The 23,489-nt window shown below is 44.1% G+C and carries 19 protein-coding genes; 13 read left to right on the top strand and 6 right to left on the bottom strand.

What is annotated here, in order from left to right; all coding sequences use genetic code 11:
- Nucleotides 1-320: 320 nt before the first annotated feature.
- Both ccsA and BLS65_RS03040 read left to right on the top strand, forming a co-directional pair.
- The gene (gene ccsA / locus BLS65_RS03045) at nucleotides 321-3,347 is read left to right on the top strand and encodes a cytochrome c biogenesis protein (protein WP_170829984.1); all 3,027 of its coding nucleotides are present in this window, start codon (nucleotides 321-323) and stop codon (nucleotides 3,345-3,347) included.
- Nucleotides 3,348-3,384: 37 nt separating this feature from the next.
- Nucleotides 3,385-4,539, top strand: a complete 1,155-nt coding sequence (locus tag BLS65_RS03040; protein WP_092435672.1) for an iron-containing alcohol dehydrogenase — start codon at nucleotides 3,385-3,387, stop codon at nucleotides 4,537-4,539.
- Between the two features lie 628 nt (nucleotides 4,540-5,167).
- On the opposite strand, the gene BLS65_RS03035 is transcribed toward BLS65_RS03040, so the two are convergent.
- The 5 genes from BLS65_RS03035 to BLS65_RS03015 form a co-directional block, all read right to left on the bottom strand.
- Complete coding sequence (locus BLS65_RS03035) at nucleotides 5,168-6,190, bottom strand: 1,9-bis(guanidino)-5-aza-nonane synthase (protein ID WP_092435670.1); 1,023 nt, start codon at nucleotides 6,188-6,190, stop codon at nucleotides 5,168-5,170.
- 263 nt (nucleotides 6,191-6,453) lie between these two features.
- Nucleotides 6,454-7,011 (bottom strand): Spy/CpxP family protein refolding chaperone, encoded by a 558-nt coding sequence (locus BLS65_RS03030; protein WP_092435667.1) that lies wholly within the window; start codon nucleotides 7,009-7,011, stop codon nucleotides 6,454-6,456.
- Between the two features lie 45 nt (nucleotides 7,012-7,056).
- Entirely contained in the window at nucleotides 7,057-7,551 is a 495-nt protein-coding gene (locus BLS65_RS03025) for a hypothetical protein (RefSeq protein ID WP_092435663.1), read from the bottom strand.
- An 8-nt stretch (nucleotides 7,552-7,559) separates the two neighbouring features.
- Complete coding sequence (locus BLS65_RS03020) at nucleotides 7,560-7,991, bottom strand: TMEM14 family protein (RefSeq protein WP_092435659.1); 432 nt, start codon at nucleotides 7,989-7,991, stop codon at nucleotides 7,560-7,562.
- Between the two features lie 48 nt (nucleotides 7,992-8,039).
- Nucleotides 8,040-8,606, bottom strand: coding sequence for an RNA polymerase sigma factor (locus tag BLS65_RS03015; protein ID WP_092435656.1), 567 nt, complete (start codon nucleotides 8,604-8,606; stop codon nucleotides 8,040-8,042).
- Between the two features lie 164 nt (nucleotides 8,607-8,770).
- Between BLS65_RS03015 and BLS65_RS03010 the strand changes: the two genes are divergently transcribed.
- From BLS65_RS03010 to BLS65_RS02960, 11 genes are all read left to right on the top strand, one after another.
- A complete protein-coding gene (locus BLS65_RS03010) occupies nucleotides 8,771-9,547 on the top strand; it encodes a HAMP domain-containing protein (protein WP_092435653.1) in 777 nt (258 codons plus the stop codon).
- Nucleotides 9,548-9,550: 3 nt separating this feature from the next.
- Nucleotides 9,551-10,990 carry a TrkH family potassium uptake protein gene (locus tag BLS65_RS03005; protein WP_170829983.1) on the top strand — a complete coding sequence of 480 codons (1,440 nt, stop codon included), beginning with the start codon at nucleotides 9,551-9,553 and terminating at the stop codon, nucleotides 10,988-10,990.
- 185 nt (nucleotides 10,991-11,175) lie between these two features.
- Nucleotides 11,176-12,783 carry a carboxyl transferase domain-containing protein gene (locus BLS65_RS03000; protein WP_092435648.1) on the top strand — a complete coding sequence of 536 codons (1,608 nt, stop codon included), beginning with the start codon at nucleotides 11,176-11,178 and terminating at the stop codon, nucleotides 12,781-12,783.
- Nucleotides 12,784-12,786: 3 nt separating this feature from the next.
- A complete protein-coding gene (locus BLS65_RS02995) occupies nucleotides 12,787-13,584 on the top strand; it encodes an enoyl-CoA hydratase/isomerase family protein (RefSeq protein WP_092435645.1) in 798 nt (265 codons plus the stop codon).
- A 24-nt stretch (nucleotides 13,585-13,608) separates the two neighbouring features.
- The gene (locus BLS65_RS02990) at nucleotides 13,609-15,579 is read left to right on the top strand and encodes an acetyl/propionyl/methylcrotonyl-CoA carboxylase subunit alpha (RefSeq protein WP_092435642.1); all 1,971 of its coding nucleotides are present in this window, start codon (nucleotides 13,609-13,611) and stop codon (nucleotides 15,577-15,579) included.
- A 6-nt stretch (nucleotides 15,580-15,585) separates the two neighbouring features.
- Complete coding sequence (locus BLS65_RS02985; RefSeq protein ID WP_092435638.1) at nucleotides 15,586-16,734, top strand: acyl-CoA dehydrogenase family protein; 1,149 nt, start codon at nucleotides 15,586-15,588, stop codon at nucleotides 16,732-16,734.
- Between the two features lie 116 nt (nucleotides 16,735-16,850).
- Nucleotides 16,851-17,846: a beta/alpha barrel domain-containing protein gene (locus BLS65_RS02980; protein ID WP_092435815.1), complete on the top strand. Its 996-nt coding sequence runs from the start codon at nucleotides 16,851-16,853 to the stop codon at nucleotides 17,844-17,846.
- A 15-nt stretch (nucleotides 17,847-17,861) separates the two neighbouring features.
- Nucleotides 17,862-19,175, top strand: coding sequence for a hydroxymethylglutaryl-CoA reductase, degradative (locus BLS65_RS02975; protein ID WP_092435633.1), 1,314 nt, complete (start codon nucleotides 17,862-17,864; stop codon nucleotides 19,173-19,175).
- Entirely contained in the window at nucleotides 19,172-20,089 is a 918-nt protein-coding gene (locus tag BLS65_RS02970) for a GYDIA family GHMP kinase (RefSeq protein ID WP_092435630.1), read from the top strand. Before BLS65_RS02975 ends, BLS65_RS02970 begins: the two co-directional genes overlap by 4 nt.
- Before the next feature lie 10 nt (nucleotides 20,090-20,099).
- Nucleotides 20,100-21,161: a diphosphomevalonate decarboxylase gene (locus BLS65_RS02965; RefSeq protein WP_125869750.1), complete on the top strand. Its 1,062-nt coding sequence runs from the start codon at nucleotides 20,100-20,102 to the stop codon at nucleotides 21,159-21,161.
- Between the two features lie 100 nt (nucleotides 21,162-21,261).
- Nucleotides 21,262-22,230, top strand: a complete 969-nt coding sequence (locus BLS65_RS02960) for a mevalonate kinase family protein (RefSeq protein WP_092435624.1) — start codon at nucleotides 21,262-21,264, stop codon at nucleotides 22,228-22,230.
- Between the two features lie 105 nt (nucleotides 22,231-22,335).
- On the opposite strand, the gene BLS65_RS02955 is transcribed toward BLS65_RS02960, so the two are convergent.
- Nucleotides 22,336-23,472, bottom strand: coding sequence for a metallophosphoesterase (locus tag BLS65_RS02955; protein ID WP_092435621.1), 1,137 nt, complete (start codon nucleotides 23,470-23,472; stop codon nucleotides 22,336-22,338).
- Nucleotides 23,473-23,489: the final 17 nt, after the last annotated feature.

Raw genomic sequence — 23,489 nt, 5'->3', positions numbered from 1 at the left:
AAAGTTAAACAACTTCAACGGTGTTTCGCCCTTTACCGACGATTAATTGCCTATTGTGCCTTCATCTCCTCATGTTTTGTTGGCCCCTACTCAATTTTGGCTTACAGATAATTTAAGTAACGAATTCTTTGTTCGACTTCTCCAGTAGACTGATTTTTTAACGTGTTGAAAACAAAGGCTTCCTTCGACTTGTTGTGACTTTCCTATGCACGTTTATTCGCTTTTTATGGCTTTGGAAACCACTCTTGCATGGTCGCCTTCTTGAAAAGATGCAGCAAAAGTTAAAATTAAATTATCTTAGTCACTTATTTTGGGATTCTATGAAAAGACTTCTTCTCTATATTGGATCATACCTTCTCATGGGGTTACTCATGATAGTTTTAGCGGTAGCAATGGGGTTTGCTACCTTTTTTGAGAAATACTATGGGCTAGAAGCTTCGTGGGGCCTGGTGTATAGCGCTTGGTGGTTTAATCTTCTGTGGCTTTTACTCGCCATAAATTTGGTGGCAGCCCTTTTTACTCGAGCTCGATTTGCCCGAAAGCGCCTCGGTATTTTCATTTTCCACTTGGCATTTCTAATCATAATCACTGGTGCCGGTATTACCCGATTTTTTGGAACTGCTGGATTAATGCACCTTCGCGAGGCAGAGGTTCGCTCCAACTATATGAGCGAGGAGCCTTATCTTCAGGTGGCCGATAGTGCCGGACATGTATTATTCAGTAGTCAGGATAACTTTAATCCATATTCCAGTAATGAGTTTTCCGAAGCCATCCAAACACAGGCAGGAGTGGTTGAGTTGAACCTTACGCGTTATATTCCTAATTCGGTTCCTGTTCTTATCCCCGACAAACAAGGCGTTCCGGTATTGAAGTTGGTGGTTGCTACCCTTAATGGACGTGTAAATCAGCTGCTAGCCCTTGGCGAGATTATTCAGGTTGATGGCATCACGATTGGCTACGAATGTGCACAGGTAAGCGATATCGTGTTTAAGGGAGCCGACTCTCTTTTAACCCTTACTACTTCAGAATCTGTATTGATGGGATCGATGCCATCCTCTCATGGGAGTGATGTTGTTGCCAACACTCCTTCTCCGGTAAAGTTAAATACCATATATGCCGGTTCAAAATATCAACTGGTGGTTACAGGTATTGCTGCTCCATCGCGAGTAGAGTACATGCCACAAGGTAAAAGTAACGCTCAAACCCTTGAGTTTCGTGCAACCTTTGATGGGCTTTTAAAGACTATTTACTTGAATAAAACAAACGAATTAACCGACTGGACCACCATTAATCTCGGAGGTCAAACCCTATTGATGCGTTATGGTCCAAAGGAGGTGAAGTTGCCTTTTTCGGTTGTGCTGAATAAGTTTGTCCTCGAGCGGTATAGCGGATCCGAATCGCCATCGGCATACTCTAGTCTGATTGCCATTAGCGATGAGAGTGGTGGGGTGTTTGAACGGTCGGTAGCCATGAATCGTGTTGTTGATTATCATGGGTATCGGTTCTTTCAGGCTTCGTATGATACCGATGAGAAGGGAACTATTTTGCGGGTGAGTAACGATTTCTGGGGCATGACCTTAACCTATCTTGGATATGGCTTATTTATGGTTGGGGTAATATTTATGATGATTTCCCGACGAACAAAACTTTATGCTTTACTGACTTCCCCTAGCGCTAAGGTTGGAGTAATATTGGCTTTTATCCTTATGCCTGCTTTCTCTATGGCTCAGGAACTACCTGTTCCCGATAGAGATCATGCCGCTAAGTTTGGACGGTTGTTGGTTCTTTCTCGCGATGGACGAATACACCCTTTAAACACAATTAGTGGTGAAATTACCCGCAAAGTAACGGGACAAGGTACCTATGGCGATTTATCGTCCGACCAGCTGGTATTGGCCATGACCGTTTTTCCCGATTTTTACCAGGCGGCTCCTATCATTAAACTTGGCAATGAAGAACTTCGAAACCTTTTGGGTGTTGAAAAACCATTGGCTTCGTTCCTTAATTTCTTCGATTCTACAACTGGCGGCTACAAGTTGCAGCAACAGATTGCCGCTATAAATCAAAAACCGCCAGTTTCGCGCACTAAGATGGAGAAGGAGATTCTCAAGGTCGATGAGCGGGTGAATATCTGCTATATGATATTCACCGGAGGTTTGCTTAAACTTTTTCCAGATGCAAATACCGGTCAATGGTTGTCCATTGAGCAAGGTTTGGGAAATGGAGGAGACTCTACCCAAGCAGGACGGTTGCTGCTTGAGTATTTCACCGCATTGCGATTTGCTACATCTACGGGTAGCTACCAAAATGTCGACAGCACCCTCAACCGGTTTGCGGTTTACCAGAATAGTGCGGCGGGTAGTTCTTTCGACGGTTTTCCGGCGTTGGAGGTTCTTTACAATAAAATAAAACCCTTCGAGCGGATTATTCCAATTTATGGGTTGGCTGGGTTCTTCTTGCTTATCCTACTTTTCTTTCAGCGTAGCTGGCGTCATGCAAAGCTAACGTCCAGAATCTTGGTGGGCATTGTCGTGGCTGGGTTTGTTGTGCATACCGCAGGCCTAGGCTTGCGATGGATTATAGCCGGCCATTCTCCCATGAGCAACGGGTATGAATCCATGCTCATGGTTTCGTGGGTTGCATTGCTGGCTGGATTATTGCTCGTTCGTAAGATGCCGACGATCCTTGGCATAGCAGCCATTCTTGCTACGGCCACCTTGTTTGTTGCCCACCTCAGCTGGATGGATCCGGAGATCACCAATTTGGTACCGGTGCTTAAATCGAAGTGGCTAACGCTACATGTTTCGTTTGTGATGGCAGGCTATGCTTTCTTTGGGTTGTCGGCCTTTCTCGGATTCCTATCGCTGCTGGTAATTGCCATCCCTAAACTTTATCGCAGGATTGAGGGGGACGATTTTGGTCGAATCCAAAATGTAATGCAGGCGGGAATGATTATAGGACTTTACCTTTTTACAGTAGGAACCTTTCTCGGCGCTATTTGGGCCAACGAGTCGTGGGGACGCTATTGGGGCTGGGATCCAAAGGAGACATGGGCCCTCATAACCATTCTAGTTTACGTAATTATTACCCACCTCGATAATATCCCTGGTTTTAAAAATCCAATTGCCGTGAGCTTTTCCAGCCTAGTTGGGTTTGTAACCGTGCTCATGACCTACTTTGGCGTGAACTATCTGCTTTCGGGTCTTCACTCTTATGCCAGCGGCGAAGCCGTTCGCATTCCGTGGGGGGTATATGCAGGTATTGGTCTCGTTCTTGTTGTTTGGGTGGCAGCGATCATTGGATCGAGGTATTCCATATTTCGTAAGCCATCCGAGGTGGAAAAATAAAAATGGATATTAAATTTGTAACCAAATAAGATACGATATGAACAGTTTTGAATTTTATAATCCGGTTAAGATAGTTTTTGGTAAAGGTAAAATTGCCGAGTTGCCAAAGTTTATTGCGAAAGACCAACGCGTGCTAATCACCTATGGTGGTGGAAGCATCAAGGAGAATGGTGTTTACGATCAGGTCTTTGATGCACTAAAAGGCTATACCGTTTTCGAGTTTGGTGGAATAGAACCCAACCCCAAGTATGAGACCCTGATGAAGGCCGTTGCGCTTATCCGCAAGGAGAAGATCGACTTCGTTTTGGCTGTTGGAGGTGGTTCGGTTATAGATGGCACCAAGTTGATTGTGGCTGCTGTGCCTTTCAAGGGCGAACCATGGGATATCCTTTCTAAAAAAGCACCTATTGTAGAGGCCTTGCCATTTGGTGCAGTGCTTACCTTAGCCGCAACCGGTTCCGAAATGAATAGCGGTGCAGTTATTACGCGTAACGAAACCAAGGAGAAGTTGGCTTTTGGCAGTCCGCTGCTGTTCCCTCAGTTCTCCATTCTCGACCCTACAACCACTTTTTCGTTACCATCCAACCAAGTTGCCAATGGTATCGTGGATACCTTCATTCATACTACCGAGCAATACTTAACCTACCCGGTAAATGCGCCTATTCAGGACAGAACGGCCGAGGGAATTCTTTTAACCCTGATTGAGGAGGCTCCGAAGGCCATGGCTAGCCGTAACGACTACGATGTAAAGGCTAACCTTATGTGGTCGGCTACAATGGCTCTAAACGGGCTCATTGGTGTTGGTGTTCCTTCCGATTGGGCAACCCACATGATTGGTCACGAGCTCACCGCATACCATGGGTTGGCGCATGGGGTAACGTTGGCCATTGTTTTGCCATCGCTTCTGCGCACTATGATTGATGAGAAGCAAGCCAAACTAGCCCAAATGGCCGAGCGTGTTTGGGGAATCACCAAAGGCACCGAGCGCGAAAAGGCGTTGGCGGCTATCGACAAAACTGAGGCATTCTTCCAATCGTTGGGCGTAAAAACCAAACTAACCGAATACGGTATTGGTGCCGAAAACTTTGCCAAGATTGTTACCCGCTTCGAAGAGCGCGGCTGGAAAGGCCTTGGCGAGCGCCGCATGGTAACGCCTGCAAAGGTGTTGGAGATTTTGAAGGCAAGTTTGTAGGTTAAATGTTAGAGGTTAAAAGTTAAAGGATGGGCGGTGCAGAGTTTATAAGGCTGCTGCTTAATGCTCATTCAGAACTTAGATAGATAAAACGAGACGCGCTACGGTGCGTCTCTCTTTTTTAGGGTATAGCAACTGTAGGTGTGACTGTTTTCGGTAGCAAAAAGTCACCCAGACAGTGAACGGTAGCCGTCGCGCTCGGACTAGCCACGCATGAGCGGGGCTGATGGTCATTGTTGCGGTTAGTAGATTCACCTCTTGCGTAAGAGGTGATGTTAGTAAAAAGGTAAGTTGAGTTCTTAAATAGGAAGTGGAGTTCGTGAAAAGGTAAGTTGAGTTCTTAAATAGGAAGTGGAGTTCGTGAAAAGGTAAGTTGAGTTCATGAAAAGGTAAGTTGAGTTCTTATTTAAGAAGTGCAGTTCTTAAAAAGGTAACTCGAGTTCTTATTTAAGAACCCATGATAGAAAAAAGGTAGCACAGTGAAGCGGCAGTAGTCCGGGTGCGACTAGTATGCCGCCACGCTTGGCTGGCTTACCGTATGGGCAATTTGATCCTACAGCAGCTAGAGTTTTCTGCACAAAAAAAAGAGCCCCACAAGGAGGCTCTCTTTTTATTTATCTCGATTCGACTATTTCTTGTCGAAAATCTTGCTGAAGTTGCGGGCGGTACGCTTAGCCCAGTCGCGCTTGTGGTAAAGGTAGCTGGCAATCATTGGGATTACCGTAGTACCTTCGGCGAAAACCATCTGTTCGTAGGTGGTGTCAACCTTACCCCATGAGGAAGCTTCCTTAAGGGTAGAGGAGGAGCAAGCACCGTCGCGAACGTCGGCTACGGTAATTTGGATGGCATATTTGTGCATAGGAACATCAATTCCAAGGCACTCGGCGCAAACAACAGTATCTTGGGTAAAGTTCTTTGGCACACCGCCACCAACCATGAATAGGCCGGTAACCTTAGCCTCAATCTTCACCATAGTCAACTCACGGAAATCCTTCACAGAGTCGATGGCGATATGAGCATCGGGTCTTTCCCACTGGTGCATAACCAAACCGAAACCTGCGCTAGAGTCGCTGAATGCAGGACAGAAGATAGGCACGTTGTGCTCGTAGCAAACTTGGATAAGCGAATCTTTCTTAACCGAGTGTTGGGTTAAGTATTTTCCCATCTCCTTGATGAATTCGCGAGATGAGTAAACGCCTGGCTTCATACCATCGGCAATAGCCTTAATGGTAGTGTCGCAGTTTTGCAACTCTTGCTCGTCGATATAGGTATCGTAAATACGGTCGATGTAGTTGTCGCGAAGAACGTTATCGTCAACAAACTGACTTCCGCGGTAGTGTTTAAAGCCAAGAGCTTCAAAGAAGTCCATGTCCACAATTGATGCTCCAGTAGCAACAATGCAGTCAACCATGTTGTGCTTAACCATATCAACATACACCTGCATGCAACCAGCAGCGCTGGTACTACCGGCAAGGGTAAGTATGTTGGAGCACTCTAGGTCGTTTATCATCAGTCCATAAATGTCGGTAGCCGATGCGATTTCACGTGAAGTGAACGACATTTTACGCATGCTGTCGATAATTGGAGTAGAGTCGAACGACTTGATATCGATGTGCTCGATGACCTCCTTTAAGTAATCTTTCTTTTCCATTTCGTGATAAAAGGTTAAAACTAAAGCAGTGTAGCGCCTTATTTGTAAGGCTCTCAATTTACTAGTAATCGTGTTTCACTCAAATAAGAGGAGCGAAATCGGGGTCAAAGTTAGTAATTTGTTTTAGAGTTTTTTAGATAGACAGGCAACTCATTGCAAACTTGTTCGAAACTTTTTTCCATTCGCAAGGTTGGGCTATTGATATATGAAAAAAGTTGGTCTTTTTGGACCAACCTTTTTCCCTACATCTAATCTAGAAATATCTATTTTGAAGAATCAGCATTTTGGCATTCGCCCTTGTTCATTCCATTCCGGTGCATTCCTTGGCCCATACCGTTACCCTGATGCATGCCTTTACCTTGGCCCATACCGTTACGGCCGTGCATTCCCTTACCCATTCCTTTTTTTCCACCCATGTGGGCGTTGAAGTAAACTTTTTGCTCGTCGGTGAGCAGGGCTTTAACCTTAGTTTGATGGCTTACGCGCATCTTCATCAGGTCGCCCTTTAGCTTAGCAATCTCATCGATAGTCTTATTTACTTCGGTCATGTCGGCCTTGTCGGCGGAAGTGAGCGTGTTGAGTCTAGCGTTTTTCTCGGCGAGTACATTTTTAACGGGTGTAACCTCTTTCATGTGCGCTGTGCGAAGGTCATTAATCTTTGTCTTTTGCTCTTCGGTTAATCCGGGAATTTTCTGGTCGCAAAGCATCGGTTTGCTTGCATCCATTTTTGCACGGTTTTCGCTCTGAGCGTTTGCACTAATAGTGCCGATAAACATTAATGCCGAAATAGCGGCAGTCGCAATAATTTGTTTTGTTTTCATGGCTGTGAAAATTTAACGTGAAACTATTAATTGATTGGAATGAAATTATTCACACTGGTTGTTGTCTTGGCCTCGGTGCTTACCCTTTCCTTCGCCACGAGGCATTTGCTCGTCGCCTTGGAGTAGCATGTGCAGTTGTTCTTTGGTGCAATGGGGTTTTACCATTAAGAACTGCTTTACCGAAAGCCGCTTCATCTTTTGGTAGTTTTTACCAATTTCGATAATCAATCGTGACATCTCAGCCGTATCGGGTGTTTCCGAAAGGAGTTGTTGGTGTAAGGCGTGGCGAAGTTCCTTTGTTCGTTGCATGGCTGTGCGGTTTTCATCGCGCCATTGCCCCCTTGTCTGCTTGAGCATATTCATCTGTTTTGGGGAAAACCCAGCCGCCTTAAACCGTTCGTGCATATCTCTTCGTGTCCTAACATCTTCTACTTCGGAGGAGAAGGGATGAATGAATATTGTTGCAATCGTAGCGGCGTTGGTGGCAATTAATACCAATACTGCGATGGTGAGCAACCTGATTTTCTTTTCTATATTCATGGCGCTTCTTATTTGTCGTTTTCAGTTGTGAAGATATATTCTTCGAGTGTGGTGCTTTCAGTGTCCTGCATCAACGAGATGGCGGAGGTTAGGTTGTTCTCGGATTGACTCGAAAGTGAAACGTAAGAGGCGGTTCCGATAATTATTCCCAGAGCTAATCCGGCAACTAATGATGTTATTGCTGTTTCCCAGCGAATTGGCCTGATGTGGATTGTTGCTCTTGCTTCGGCCAAAATCCGATCCATCACCTTCCCTTGTAAAAAGAAGTTTGGAGAGGCTTTCTTTTCGTAAGAAATTGCAGCCAGCAACAGTTCTACTTGTGCATAAGCGTTATGGCACTTGGGGCAAGTATTCATGTGCTGTGTAAACTCTGGCGCTGCAGCGTCCGATGCTGCAGTGAGCATCTTCTGTAGTTCTAAATTGAATTTATAGCAGTCCATCGTGGTTGTTTTTTGTTTAGACAATCTCATCTGTAAAAACTTGCGCTTCTATTTTGTTTTCTCAATTCGGCTGATGACATTCTTTCGGGCTCTGAAAATTAAAGACTCTACCGATGATACCGTGGTGTGCATAACCTCGGCAATTTCTGCGTAGGAGAGTTCTTCGTATTTGCTGAGCGTAAATGCTATTCGTTGATTTTCGGGCAGCGTATCTACTGTTGTGTGCAACAGGTCTAGTTTTTGGACCTCTTCAAGCGCTTCTTGGGATGTGGGTGTGGGGTCGTTTATCTGTTCGGCGTCCTTGGCTGTTTTTGAAAAGAGCTGGTCGAAACTTTGGATGAATGCCGATCGTTTTCTCTTTTTTAGTAGGTTCAGGGAGCGGTTTACGGTGATGCGGTAGAGCCAAGTTGCAATCTTTGAATCATTACGGAACGTAGCCAACGATCGGTAAGCCTCTAAGAAAACATCCTGAGCAATATCCTCGGCATCGTGTTGGCTGTGTAAAAGCCCAAGAGCGGTATGAAAGACCTTGCTCTGGTGCTCCGCTACAACCCGACTGAAAAGTTCAGTTTCCCCTTTGAGTATGCGTTGAATGAGCAAATCTTCATCCATCATTTTTCATGCATTTATTGTGGTTAGACACCACTTTAAAAAAAAACTTGCGCTACCTTGCTGGCGAAATAAAAATATTCCAGCACATCTAGCAACTCGTGTGAATAAGGCGCTTGTATATTTGTGGAAATATAGTGAATTTTGTCATTGTTGCTTAAGACTACAATATGGGGATTAAAGGAAAAATATTAAGTGGATTTGTATTGCTGGGGTTTGTGTTGCTTATTTCGGGCGCAATGTCCATCTATCTGCTTACCACCGTTGGCAAATCGGTATCAGGATTGCTGCACGAGAACTACAAGAGTATAGAAATATCCAAAGGGATGCTTGATGCTCTTGAGCAGGAGAATTCTGGGTTGCTTCAGGTGCTGGCCGGCAATGTCGATAGTGGTTTTGTTCAACTGAGCGGTGGCCGTGAGTTATTCCACGCAGGTATTCTCGCCGCCATGGGTAACCTAACCATCGCAGGTGAAAAGGAATTGGTGGACTCCATCCGTATGGATCATGCCCAATTCGATTCCTTATTGAGTGGGCTTTCTGTTCGTGCCGAAGTGCTGGAGTTGGATCGAAAGTGGTATGTTACGGAGTTGAACCCTGCCTATAACCGTGTATCGAAGCGGGTAAAATCCTTGATGACAATTAATGAAACGGCGATCATTGCTAATGCATCTGATCTCGAGAATAATACCTATCGTGCCATTATGCCAGGTATTATTGCCATCTGTGCAGGCTTTTTTCTTACCATTTTATTCAACCTTTTTTTAAACCACTATTTTCTTTCACCCATTGTGAAGCTTACCCGCGCGGTTGATGATTTCGTAAAGCATAAGATCCCCTTCGATGTTGTAGTAGAAACGAAGGACGAAATTGGGGAGTTGCGCGATGCCATTGCTACGCTTGTGACTCAAGCCAAAAAGGGCCAAAAAACTAATCCCGAAAATTAACCTATGCGTTGGTTCAAGGTAATAAGGACAGTAGGTCTTGTGCTGCTTTTCAATGCAGCGTTTATGGCCATCTCTGCGGTTATTTCGCTTTTTAATCAGGATACTGGGTTTATCCCACTGCTGCTAAGTATGTTTATTACAATTGTATTGGCAGTTTTTCCTGTTGTATTTGTGCCCTACGATTCCAATGTAAACACCAAAGAGGGCTATGCCATTGTTGTTTTAAGTTGGCTAGTATCCTGCGTTGTGGCCATGTTGCCTTACTTGCTTTGGGGTGGGGAATTTTCTCTCGTTAACGCTTGGTATGAAGTTGTTTCTGGCTATACAACAACTGGTTCTACGATTCTTAATAATGTGGAGGCGCTACCACCTTCGCTGCTATTCTGGCGTGCATCTACACATTTTATTGGCGGTATTGGTATTGTATTGTTTGCCTTAGTGGTGATGCCTGCATTTGGGAAACTAAAAACGGCTCTTTCCAAGATTGAACTCTCGCCATTAGCAAAGGATAATTTCAAGTATCAGGCGCGCAAAACAATGCATATCATTGTGGTTGTCTATTTAGGTTTAACCTTATCTCAGACAATACTGCTGAAAATAGCCGGCATGAGTTGGTTCGATGCAGTATGCCATGCTTTTGCCACGATTGCCACTGGAGGGTTTAGTACCAAGAATCTTAGTATTGCCTTCTACCATAGCCCTTCCATCGAAATTATCACCATGGTGTTTATGTTCCTTTCCGGCCTGCACTTTGGCTTGATTTGGGCTACTATAATGTTCCATAAGTTCAACCTCTTTACCTCTGCCGTTACTCGGTACTACTTCTTTTCCCTGATAGTTGGTATCGCCCTTGTAACCATTAATATAAAGGGTCCCATATATCATACATGGGTAGATGCTTTGCGTTATGCCTCTTTTCAGGTAATTTCGGTGGGCACTACCACCGGGTTTGCCAATGCTGATTCCGCCATTTGGCCACCCTTCTCCATTCTGATAATGCTGTTTTTAATACTTCAGTGTGCTTGTTCGGGCTCAACCTCTGGTGGTATCAAAACCGATAGGGTGGTAATCTTTTACCAAACGCTCAAACGACAGGTTAAGAAGCTGCAACACCCCAATGCGATAATTCCGGTTAAGGTTAAGAAATTCATAGTGGATGAAGAATTGGTTTCTGGCACCATTCTTTTTATCGCCCTATATATCTTTATTGTGTTTATCTCGACCGTTTTGCTTGCTGCCATGGGGGTAGATATTTTATCGTCGTTTTCAGCCTCCGCAGCCTGTATGGGCAATGTGGGACCCGGTTTTGGAATTGTCGGTTCGATGACAACTTATAGTAGTATACCCGATTTAGGTAAATGGATTCTATCGATTGTGATGCTTCTTGGTCGTATGGAGATTTATGGGTTACTGTTGCTGTTCTTAATGAAATCGTGGAAATAATTATTCAACGATTTACTAGCAGGCCTTGAAGAGGCTTGGTGTGCATAAGGGCAGATTCTGGAATCTGCCCTTTTTTGCATATCTGATTTCGACTCTTCAAATGTTTTGTTCTTTTTCATGAACTAATAATTCAACAAAATAATCCTCTTACTGTTTAATGTATACAAAAACCTAATACGGCAACTGTGTATAGACTTCAAACATCTATTAATGTTAGTTCGGTGGACTACATTCGTTCATGCAAAAACAATGTTGAGTCGGTAAATTATTTTAAGGAACAACTAAGTTCTGTTTTATATAGAGATTCTGATATTTCGGTTGTAAGGCACAAGGAGCGAGGGAAATTGCTTGCTAGAGAGCGAATACGGTTACTTGTGGATCAAGGAACTCCTTTCCTTGAACTTTCGGCACTCGCAGCAAATGGCCAGTACAACAATAGTTTCCCTTCGGCAGGTATCGTTACCGGTATTGGGGTAATTCACGGAAGAGAAGCGATTATTGTAGCAAACGATGCCACAGCAAAGGGAGGTACATACATCAGAGAAACCATCAAAAAACATTTACGAGCACAGGAAATTGCATTAGAAAACAATCTTCCTTGCGTATATCTTGTCGATTCTGGTGGTGCCTTTTTGCCCGAACAGGATAGGGTATTTCCCGACAGAGATGATTTTGGACGAATTTTCTATAATCAGTCGAAGTTATCGGCAAAGGGTATTCCTCAGATATCTGTTGTTATGGGGCTATGCACAGCTGGTGGTGCGTATATTCCGGCAATGAGCGATGAAGCGATTATAGTTCGCAACCAAGGTACCATCTTCATTGGTGGGCCTCCATTGGTTAAGGCTGCCACTGGCGAAGTGGTTTCGGCCGAGGAGTTAGGCGGCGGAGTTGTACATACCACCACATCAGGAGTGGCCGACCATTTGGCCGAAAACGATACCCATGCGTTGGAAATTTGCCGCAACATTTTTGAAACATTGCCACCGCCCGATCGGCAGCAGGTTGATTGGGTGGAGCCTGAACCGCCACACTACGAGGAGGATCAGCTGTATGGAGTGGTTCCATTCGACCTAAAACGAGGATTTGATGTTCGCGAGATTATAGCGCGAATTGTGGATGGAAGTCGCTTTCATGAGTTTAAGGAAAACTACGGAACAACCCTGGTTACTGGATTTGCTCGACTTATGGGCTACCCGATTGGTATAATTGCCAATAACGGATTTCTAAATTCGGAGAGTGCGCTAAAGGGTGCTCATTTTGTTGAATTGTGCTGTGCTCGAAAAACACCAATAATCTTTCTGCAAAATATTACCGGATTTATCGTGGGTAAAAAGCATGAACATGGCGGTATTGCGCGCGATGGCGCAAAGATGATTCATGCGGTATCGAATGCATCGGTACCTGTATTTACTGTTGTAGTTGGTGCCTCTTATGGTGCAGGCAATTACGCTATGGCAGGCAGAGCATTTAGCCCTCGACTCTTGTTTATGTGGCCCAATGCAAAAATTGCTGTAATGGGTGGCGAGCAGGCTGCAAACGTGCTGGTATCGGTAAAGGAAGAGCAGCTGCGTGCCAAGGGAGAAAATCTTCCTGCAGCAGAGTCTCAAAAAATGCGTGAAGAGATCTTAGCTAAGTTCCAGCGCGAAAGTTCTGCGTATTACAGCACTTCTCGGCTTTGGGACGACGGCATTATTGATCCTACTGATACTCGGAAAGTTTTGGCGTTGGGCATTGCTGCCTCGCTAAATCAAAAGTTTGAAAAGCCAAATTTTGGAATCTTTAGAATGTAGCGTATGGATACTATTCTCGAAAAAGAATTAAAGGGCTCTGTTTATACTTTATGGATGAATGAACCCTCATCCAGAAATGCCCTTAGCCCTGCGATGGTTACTGAGTTGACGCATGAGATTGATTATGTGATAAATACTACCGAAATTCGAGTTTTGGTCATTCGTGGTAGAGGTGATGGATTTTGCTCGGGCGCCAATCTCGCTTCCTTTTCGAAAAGTGGAAATCCGGGAATGGAGTTAGAGGTACTGCGCGAAAGTAGGGCATTGGCGAATATGTTTTGCCAACTAAACGCTTTGCCCAAACCGGTTGTTTGTGTTGTTCATGGTTATGCCTACGGTGGTGCTATTGGATTAATTGCTGCATCGGACTATATCCTTGCCGACCCATCTACCATGATGTCGTTTAGCGAAGTTAAATTGGGTCTGGTTCCTGCTACCATAATGCCTTACGTAGCCCAACGAATGAACGAAGGCAAAATGCGGGAATTGATGCTCACCGGAAGGCGATTCAATGCCGAGGATGCAATTGATTTTGGATTGATCTCTGAGGTTACTCCTTCCATTTCTATCCCCGAGAAGTTAACGGATCTGCTGGGTAGTTTACTCGAAGGTGCTCCGCTGGCGCAAGGAATCTGCAAAACCTTAATATTGGAGACGCGTTGCAACCACTCTTTTCATAATATGGTAGATCATACATCGACTGTGCTTGCTGAAATGCGTGCTGGGGATGAGGCAAAGGAGGGTATTGCCGCTTTTCTGGAAAAACGAAAAGCAAAATTTAATAGGCGCCATGAACTTTAGTCCCAATGAATAGTTTCTGCTGATATGATTTCAAGACTACTTATAGCTAACAGGGGTGAAATAGCCCTCCGCATCATGCGCACCGCAAAGCGGTTGGGTATTCATACTATTGCGGTTTATTCCGAAGATGAAGGTAGGCCGCTTCATGCTATGATGGCCGATAGCGCAGTAAGTTTAGGTTCCGGATCATTACGGGACACTTACCTGAATATAGCGAAAATTGTAGAATTGGCTAAGACGCATCAAGCGGATGCTATCCATCCAGGTTATGGGTTTTTATCGGAGAATGCCGAGTTTGCCGAGGCAGTTGAGCATGCAGGTATCAGGTTTGTTGGTCCCACATCAACATCTATTGCCCTTTTGGGGAATAAAGTGGCCGCCCGTGATATTGCTACCAATATTGGAATACCAACGCTTCCTGGCGCAACCGGATCGAGTGCTGATATCCTTGCCCTTGCTGCTACTATAGGATTCCCGGTATTAGTAAAACCTGCAGGTGGTGGTGGTGGGAAAGGGATGTATATTGCTCAAGGTCTCGATCATCTCGATTCGCTCCTGAAACAGTCGGCAAGGGAAGCTGGAGCTGCTTTTGGAACTCGAGAAGTTTATATCGAAAAGTATATTCCAGAGGCAAGGCATATTGAGGTTCAGATTATAGGCGATGGTAACGGTAAGGTCATACATCTCTTCGATAGAGAATGCAGCCTCCAGCGTCGATATCAAAAAATTGTAGAGGAGGCTCCTTCTCCTTCATTGAGTATCGATCAGCGAGAACGAATTACTGGCTACGCCCTTGCCCTTGCCGCTCACGTCAACTATCGAAGTGCTGGTACCGTTGAATTTCTTCTTGATGGGCAAGGCAATGTGTTTTTTCTCGAGATGAATACGCGTATTCAAGTAGAGCATCCGGTAACGGAGATGGTTACCTCTACCGATATAGTGGAAATACAGCTGCAGGTTGCAGGCGGCGAAAGTTTACTGATTTCGCAAGAAAATATTTGGCTGAAGGGCAATGCCATTGAGGTGCGCGTTTATGCCGAAGATTCTGAACGAAATTTTGCTCCAGCAACCGGCACCATTGATGCATTTGCTTTTCCTGTTGAGCCTTGGCTTAGAGTGGAGCATGCCATGCGTGCCCACGATCAGGTAACTGGGTTGTTCGACCCAATGCTTGGGAAGGTAATTGTTAAAGGGAGCAACCGGAAGGAGGCAATTTCTCGGTTAAGGCAGGTTTTAGGACAGAGTTTTTTGCATGGAGTAACTAATAACATTGGTTTCTTGCAGTATGTTATTGAATCGAAGCAGTTTGCATCGAACCGAATTTCAACCAATACCATTGATGAAATTGCCACTGGTTATAGCAATAATCAGTTACTGCCCACGGAGGTAATATTAGCCTTTGCAATTACAACCTTGACTAATAACTCCACGCAACCTTCATTATTGCAGAAGGTGTGGACTTCATTCGGGGCTTCGCAACCTATGGGCCGGTTGCGGTTTACGCACTTAAATGACTCTTTCGAATTTCCCATTTCTCTTTTTCGACAAAACAGTCTGACTCTCGAGTTGCCGGATGGAAGCCATTCTGCCACCAATTTCGTTTTTTCTGAGAGTAAACTCGAATTTGAAAAAGATGGCGAGCGAATGACCCTGTTTTTTACTCGGAAAAATTGGGGTGTTTACTTGACTTTTGGCAATCGAAACTATAGATTGGAGTATCCCAATCACTTGTCGGATGGTGAGTATAAGCCTAGGCCTATACGATTGGAATCGGGCGAAAGAGTGGTAATTTCACCCTTGCATGGAAAAGTATTGTCACTCTCGGTAATCGAAGGAGAGATAGTGGAGGTAGGAAGCACTTTGATGATTATTGAAGCAATGAAGATGGAAAACCTAATATCATCACCACAGCGGGCAAAAATTGGTAAAGTTTTGGTAAGCCTAGACGACCAAGTATCCGATGGTGCTGAACTAATTATTTTAGAAAAAATTTGATAGGATATGGATTACGACCAAAGTAAAATACACCAAGAGTTAAGGGCAAAAGTGCGCGCATTCGCCCAAGAGCGTGTGAAACCCGTTGCGGTTGAATACGATGAAAAGGAGACATTCTCCGTAGAACTTACGCGCGAAATGGGACAGCTGGGGCTGTTTGGGATTGTTGTGCCTAAGGAGTATGGCGGACAAGGACTCGACTATATGGCACTTGTTATTGCCGTTGAGGAGTTGGCTAAAGTCGATGGCTCTCAGGCCGGAACGCTTGCTGCGCACAACTGTTTAGGCGTTAATCCTATTTACTATTACGGAACCGAGGAGCAACGGCGTAAATTTTTGCCATCACTCTGTACCGGCGAATCGGTTTGGGCCTTCGGTCTTACCGAGCCTAACGCTGGTAGCGATGCTCTTGGTGTGGAAACTACCGCTCACGTGAGTAATAATGAGTGGGAAATTAATGGAAAAAAGACCTTTATTTCAAATGGAACATCATTAGTTTCGGGCGGAATTACTCTGATGGCTCGAACTGGTGAGCGTAACGGTAGAGGCGAAATTTCGGCAATACTAGTCCCCAGAAGTGCTGGTTATGAGGTTGAGCGTATTACTGGAAAGATGATGTGGCGCGCGTCCGACACTGGTAAACTATTTTTCAATAATATAAAAGTTCCAGAGTCAAATATCTTAGGAGAAATTGGTAAGGGCGGAAGGCTAATGCTCGAAACTCTTGACGCAGGGCGTTTAAGCATTGGTGCTATGGGGCTTGGTTTGGCTATTGGCGCTTACGAGGAGTCGCTTGCTTATGCTAATACCCGCCATCAGTTCGGGAAGCCAATATCCAGCTTTCAGGCAGTTGCTTTTAAGTTGGCCGAAATGGCAATGAAAATTGAAGCCGCTCGACAACTCTTATACCATGCTGTATGGTTAAAAGATAACGATAAACCATTTGGAAAAGAGGCAGCTATGGCTAAGCTGTTTTGCTCCGAAGTGGCTACATTTGCTGCCACCGAAGGAAGCCAAATTCATGGTGCCTATGGTTTGGTAAAAGGAAGCCTGATAGAACGTCACTTCCGCGACCAGCGAATTTTACATGTAGGAGAGGGAACTTCTGAAATATTGAAGCTCGTAATTGCGCGTAAGGTGGGTTGTAAAATATAGGTAAGAATTGCTCTTGGCTTCTGAATAGTGAATTTATCTGTTACATTTTCTGTTTTTGAATAGTTGTTCTATTTTTGAAAGAGAAAACTAACCAAGGAATACAAAATAATCGGTTAATGGAAGATAGAAAAAAGGATCATATCGACTTGGCATTCAAATCGCAAGTGGCTGCACCACACTCCGATTCTCGCTTTTCCTATGAGCCGCTCATGGGATCGCATATGCAAGGAGTGTTGGAGCCATTTCCGTTTCTTGGTAAAACAATGCGTGTGCCTATATGGGTAAGTAGCATGACCGGGGGCACTGCTTTGGCTCGAACCATTAACACAAACTTGGCTCGTGCATGTAACGAGTTTGGTATGGGTATGGGATTGGGTTCCTGTCGTATTCTTCTCGAAAAAGAGGAGTATTTTGCCGATTTTGATATGCGAAGCATCATTGGAGATGATCTTCCCTTCTATGCAAATATAGGCATCGCTCAGCTGGAGCGTATGCTCCAAGATGGAACCTACCATAAACTTATCGGTTTAGTGGAACGACTGCGGGCCGATGGATTAATAATTCATGTAAATCCAATACAGGAGTGGCTTCAGCCTGAGGGCGATTTGCTTCACCATGCGCCATTTAGCATAGTTGAAGAGTTTCTTTCTCTTACCAAAATGAAAGTGATAGTAAAAGAGGTGGGGCAGGGTATGGGGCCGGAAAGCATTCGAAAAATTTTGTCGTTGCCAATTGAGGCACTCGAATTCGCTGCTTTTGGAGGTACCAACTTTGCCAGCGTAGAGTTGCAGCGCAGCACTCCCGAACAGCAAGAACTTTTTGGCCCGCTTGCTCTTATTGGGCACACCGCCGAGGAGATGCTTGGTGTGGTAAATGAAATGGTTGATAGCAAACAGGCAATTCAGTGTAAGCAGGTAATTATTTCGGGTGGAGTTAAAACTTTTCTCGATGGTTATTACCTTACCAATCGTTGTAAATTGCCCTCTATTTATGGACAAGCATCCGGTTTTCTAAAATTTGCGCGTGGCGATTATGCCGAGTTAAAGGCATATACCCAGGGTCAGATTAATGGTTTGCTCTTTGCTAAATCGTTTTTAAGGGTAAAAGAATAGTATAAACTTGCTGCTATGAACCAAGGAATTATAAATGGATTTTCGGGTTTAACCCAGGATGAGAAACTGAGGTTTGTGGTAAACCTGCTCAGTTCATCTGATGAGAAAGAGCAACTATTCAACGGTTCCCTCTTTCGTGACATTAAAATGCGCAATAATTTTTTGGATCTGAGTGAAAATACAATAGGTGCATATCATATGCCCTACTCCATTGCTCCAAATCTAATGGTCGATGGGGACGTTTATCATGTTCCTATGGTTACCGAGGAGAGTTCCGTAGTTGCCGCTGCCGCTTGGAGTGCAAAATTTTGGGCAGAAAGAGGCGGCTTTAAGGTTGACTCTCTCTCCACTTCTAAATTTGGCCATGTCTATTTTCTTTGGAAAGAAAATCCCTTAGACCTTACCGGAAATTGGCCGTATCTGAGATTTCTACTGCTGGAACGGGTGAAAACTCAAACCACTAGGATGGAGGGCCGAGGTGGCGGAATTGTGGCGGTTGAGTTGGAAAACCTTACTTACTCAATTCCTAACCTATTTCGCATAAATGTGGAATTTGAAACGGTAGATTCCATGGGGGCAAACTTCATTAATTCCTGCTTAGAGGAGATCGCACAGGAACTTAAGCTATACTATGCCAAGAATTTTTCAGATATTGGTGAAAGTAGTATGGAGGGAATTATGGCGATACTCAGCAACTATGCCGATGGTTGTATGATCACCGTATCGGCTTCTTGCAGTGTTTTGCAACTCGATGGTGTAGTTAAGGGGCTTTCGGGAGCAGAGTTGGCACGGAAGATCAAACTTGCGTATGATATTGCTCTGGTTGATGTTTATAGGGCAACTACCCATAATAAAGGAATTATGAATGGGGTGGATGCTGTTCTTATTGCTACCGGTAATGATTTTAGGGCTGTTGAGGCAGGTGCTCATGCCTTTGCTTCTGCTACTGGGCGTTACCGGAGCTTGAGTGAGTGCTCTCTTTCTAATGATATTTTTACTATTAAACTCACAATGCCCCTAGCACTTGGAACCGTTGGTGGGGTTATCAATATCCATCCAATGGCTAAAGCCTCCCTCGAACTACTGGGGAATCCAACGGCGAAGGATCTTATGAAGATTGTTGCTGCTGTTGGCTTGGCGAGCAATTTTTCCGCAGTGAAAAGTTTGGTAACCAACGGTATTCAGCAAGGGCATATGAAAATGCACCTTTCTAATATCCTCGTGTCTCTAGGTGCCGATCCGAAAACGAAGGCAGAGGCGATTCTCTATTTTGAAGATAAAAAAGTGAGTTTTGCGGCAGTAAAGGAATTTTTAACTGGTAAGCAATGAACTTTAAGGCGCATGGGAAATTGCTTTTGTCGGGTGAATACCTTGTGCTTTCTGGGGCTGAAGCTCTTGCCATTCCACTGAAATTTGGGCAAGAATTAAGTGTAAGTGAAGGGCCAATCAACCAAATTACTTGGATTAGCAAATCACCTACGGGAATTTGGTTTTCAGCAACTTTCAAGGAAAATAGTCAGATAATTGAAGCGTCAAGCGAAAAGTCGGCTCAGTTTGTATCGGGTATAATTCTGGCTATAAACTCACTCCGATCGAACTTTTTTCAACAATTTATTGGGAAAACAATTACCATTACTGCCGATTTTAATATGAGTTGGGGGCTTGGGAGTAGTTCAAGTCTTATTGGTCTTCTAGCTCAGCTTGCCGCAGTTGATCCGCTCACTCTTCATCGGATGGTAAGCAATGGCTCGGGCTACGATGCTGTAGCGGCTGTGAGCAGTGGCGCTTTCCTATATAATCTGAGGAATGGCGTGGCTACAATTACACCAACAACATTGTCGCCTGTTTTTAGCCACGGTGTCTACTTTGCTTACTTAGGAAAAAAAGAGGACAGCCAGGCCGGGGTAAGTCGATTCTTGAGGTCTGAGAAGGTATGGCCGTCTGGGATGATAGACGAGATTTCAACAATTTCTTACTCGATGGCTCACGCCGAGAGCATTCCCCATCTTTGCCAATTGATGGAACGGCACGAAGAAATTATTTCGGAGGTGCTAGGGATAAAGCCGTTGAAACAACTTCGGTTTAACGATTTTGAAGGAAGTGTAAAGTCTCTAGGTGCATGGGGTGGCGATTTTGCTATGTTTTGTTCTTCCTTACCCACAAATCAAGTTTATAGCTATATTGCAGCAAAAGGATTGACTCCAATTTTTCGGTTTAACGATATTACACTAGGATATGACTAACAATACTTTTATGAGTTCTTTACCTGTTGATGCCCTTAAGCCTTTTGGTTCAATATCGGCGGCATGGAAGGCTCCCTCTAACATAGCCCTGATTAAATATTGGGGGAAAAGGCCCAATCAGATTCCGCAAAACCCATCCCTGAGTTTTAGCCTGAGCGCATGCTATACTGCCACCACGCTTTCGTTGATCTATAGCGAGGTTCGCAAACCAATAGTTGTGAATGGCGATGAGAACCATCCATTTATGCCGAAACTTACAAATTTCTTCAACGATATTGAGATCAATTTCCCCTTTTTAGCGAAGGCTTCCATATCGGTTATTACTGAGAACAGTTTTCCTCATTCGGTTGGTATTGCCTCCTCCGCTTCGTCTTTTGCATCATTGGCCCTTTGCCTATGCGAAATTGAACAGCGCTTACTAGGCAACGAAGGATTTGGGTCCGATTTTCTTCAGAAGGCTTCCTCTGTTGCACGTATTGGTTCCGGCAGTGCTTCTCGCTCGGTTTACGGTGGATACCAAGTTTGGGGTTACTTGGCCGAGTTACCAAATTCTACCAATGACTATGCTATTCCGGTTACCCCATCGATCGATCCTAAATTCTTAGGTTTACGCGATGCCGTTCTTGTAGTTAGCACTAAGCCTAAATCCTTGTCAAGCAGCAATGGGCACGCCCTTATGGTGGATCATCCCTATGCTGAAGCCCGATATGCCGAAGCCAAGTTGAGCCTAAATGCCTTGCTGAAAGCATTGAAAAAGGGGGATTTGAGTGCGTTTATTAACCTTTGCGAGCAGGAGGCTCTTACGCTCCACGGTTTAATCATGAGTTCGCGTACCACACCTATGCTTTTAGCTCCCGAAAGTTTGCTGATGATTACTAAAATTCGCGAATTTCGTCAACAGACGGGTTTGCCTGTTGGCTTTACTATTGATGCAGGACCAAACATTCACCTGCTTTATCTCGAGTCGCATGCGCCTGAGGTGGAGTCTTTTGCTAACGCTGAATTGAAAGCGCTATGTGAAAATGGTTATGTGATCTTCGATAAATGTGGTACCGGACCTGAGCGAATTTAAATTTAATCTGAACTATTTTTAGTTCTTCCTGTTGTTTGTAAGATGAATGCTAGTTTTAGTTAAACATTTGTAAGGAATCAGTGGTCTAGCCCAAATACTTATGATCGAATCAGAGAAGTTCTATTCAAAAATTCTTCTTTTTGGGGAGTATTCGGTCCTTTTAGGATCGATGGCCTTAAGTATCCCTTATAGCCATTTTCAGGGGGAGTTGAGTTTTATTCACGAGGACAAGTATACCGACTTAGATTTTGCGTTAACCAGCAATAAACTGCTGCGCGAGTTGCACCACTACTTAAAGATAACCGCAACAAATTCAAATTTGGATGAGATACTAGACCTTGACCAGTTTGAAAAAGACCTTACTCTAAGTCTTTATTTTGAATCGTCTATACCTCAAAGTTATGGTATTGGTAGTTCCGGCGCTCTTTGTGCCGCACTATATGGACGATATGCTATTGACCGTATTTCAAACAAAGGAGTATCGCAGGAGCAAATTCAAAAACTACGAACAATTTTTTCGACCATTGAATCTTTTTTTCATGGCAAAAGTTCTGGAATTGATCCGCTAAGTTGTTACTTGAAGGCTCCTTTGCTCATTCGTAAGGATGGTAATATCGATTTTGTTGGTATACCTCACAATCGTTCCGATAGGAATAGCGGTATTTTTTTATTGGATAGTGGGTCTTCAGGAAAGACGGGTCCTCTGGTTTCGTTGTTTTTAAACAATTTCGCACCTGATAGTAATGTTTCTCCAAATGGAGAGGAGTTAATACAGCTGAATGATGCTTCAATTCAAAGTTTAATAAGCGGCGATTATTTATCCTTTTGGGCAAACATTAAAAAGTTGTCACAATTCCAACTCGAGAACCTTACAGATATGATTCCAAGCAATCTTTTAGTTTTATGGAAAGAAGGTTTGAGAACTAATACTTTCTACCTTAAACTTTGCGGTTCGGGCGGTGGCGGATTCCTAACCGGTTTTGCACCTGACTATTTGCAGGTGACAGGTTATTTGTCCGAAAATAAGTATGTTCACTTTCCGGTTTACCTTTCGGGATTACAGGAGTAATCCTATTTTCGACTTTCTATCTCCACGAATCGTTTGATTTTCAAATACTAAAACCCCCACTCAAATATTTTTGGGTGGGGGTTTTCTTTCTCAGTATTATGATGACTATTTCAGCGTAATCACTACTATTTCTGGTCTGTTGCCTACTCTTACCGGCGGCCCCCAAGTTCCATAGCCGTTGGAAACGTAATAGTGGGTATTCTCCCGCTGGAGGTATCCGCTGCTTAACTCAAAAATGGCTTCTGTAATGTAGTTAAACGGCCACAATTGTCCATGGTGTGTATGGCCAGATAGTTGGAGTGTGACCTTGTTATTTTGTGCTTCTGATAAGTTGAATGGTTGGTGATCCAGTAAAATGGTTGGTAGGCTTTGATTGCTCTCTTTCATGAGTGCCTCAAGCGGTTTTCTGTTCTTTCCCAGAAACCGTATCGATTGCCGATCGTTGCGTCCAACGAGGTTTGCTATTCCATCGATTGTAATAGTCGTATCTTGAAGTACTGTGATTCCGTGGGCTTGAAGATACTGAATAGCCTTATCCACATTTCCATAGTATTCGTGATTTCCAGTGATTGCAAAAACGCCATAAGTGGCCTTTAGGGTGGACAGTTGCTCTCCCATGTTGTTCCTGATAACTGGACCAAGATCCTCATCAAAGGTATCTCCAACCAGTAGAATGATGTCCGGTTTTTGGCTGTTAATGAGGGTCGTCAATCTTTTGAGTCTACCATTCGAAATTATTGTTCCAAGATGAATGTCGCTAGCAGCTACGATCTTCAGCGGACGAAGGATTCTCTTTTCGGCAGGGAGGTTTATCTGCAGTTGCTTAATACGTGGTGTAACTGCATTGAAATACCCAACTATCACCACAACAAAAGTGATTGCATACACTATGCCGATTAGCAACGGTCGTTTTGCTGCAAGGAACGATAAAAAGTGAAAGTCAGAAAGAGCATATATACCCCGGAGTATATCCAGCAATAGAAGCCCAAGGAAAAGGTAAAGCATTACCGCCAACCAAATTGATCCTATTTTCACCAGGACTGGCGGGGCTAAAGTCGGAATTACACTTTCCAATATACGGCCCACTGGGTAGGTAAATACGATAAGCCAGAATAGGGCAATGATATAGTTCTTATAGTGAAAACCTTGTATTGCTGCCACCGATCGGTGCAATATGTAGTAGTTGGTGCTGAAGAATACAAGCAGCACAATGGAAAAAAATACTAAAAAATACACTTTCATCTTCTTGTTCTATTTGA

Origin of the sequence: Williamwhitmania taraxaci (assembly GCF_900096565.1) — a bacterium.
In the GTDB taxonomy this organism is placed as follows: domain Bacteria; phylum Bacteroidota; class Bacteroidia; order Bacteroidales; family Williamwhitmaniaceae; genus Williamwhitmania; species Williamwhitmania taraxaci.
Note: the sequence above shows the minus strand (reverse complement) of the source record. Positions and strands in the feature narration are given on the sequence as shown.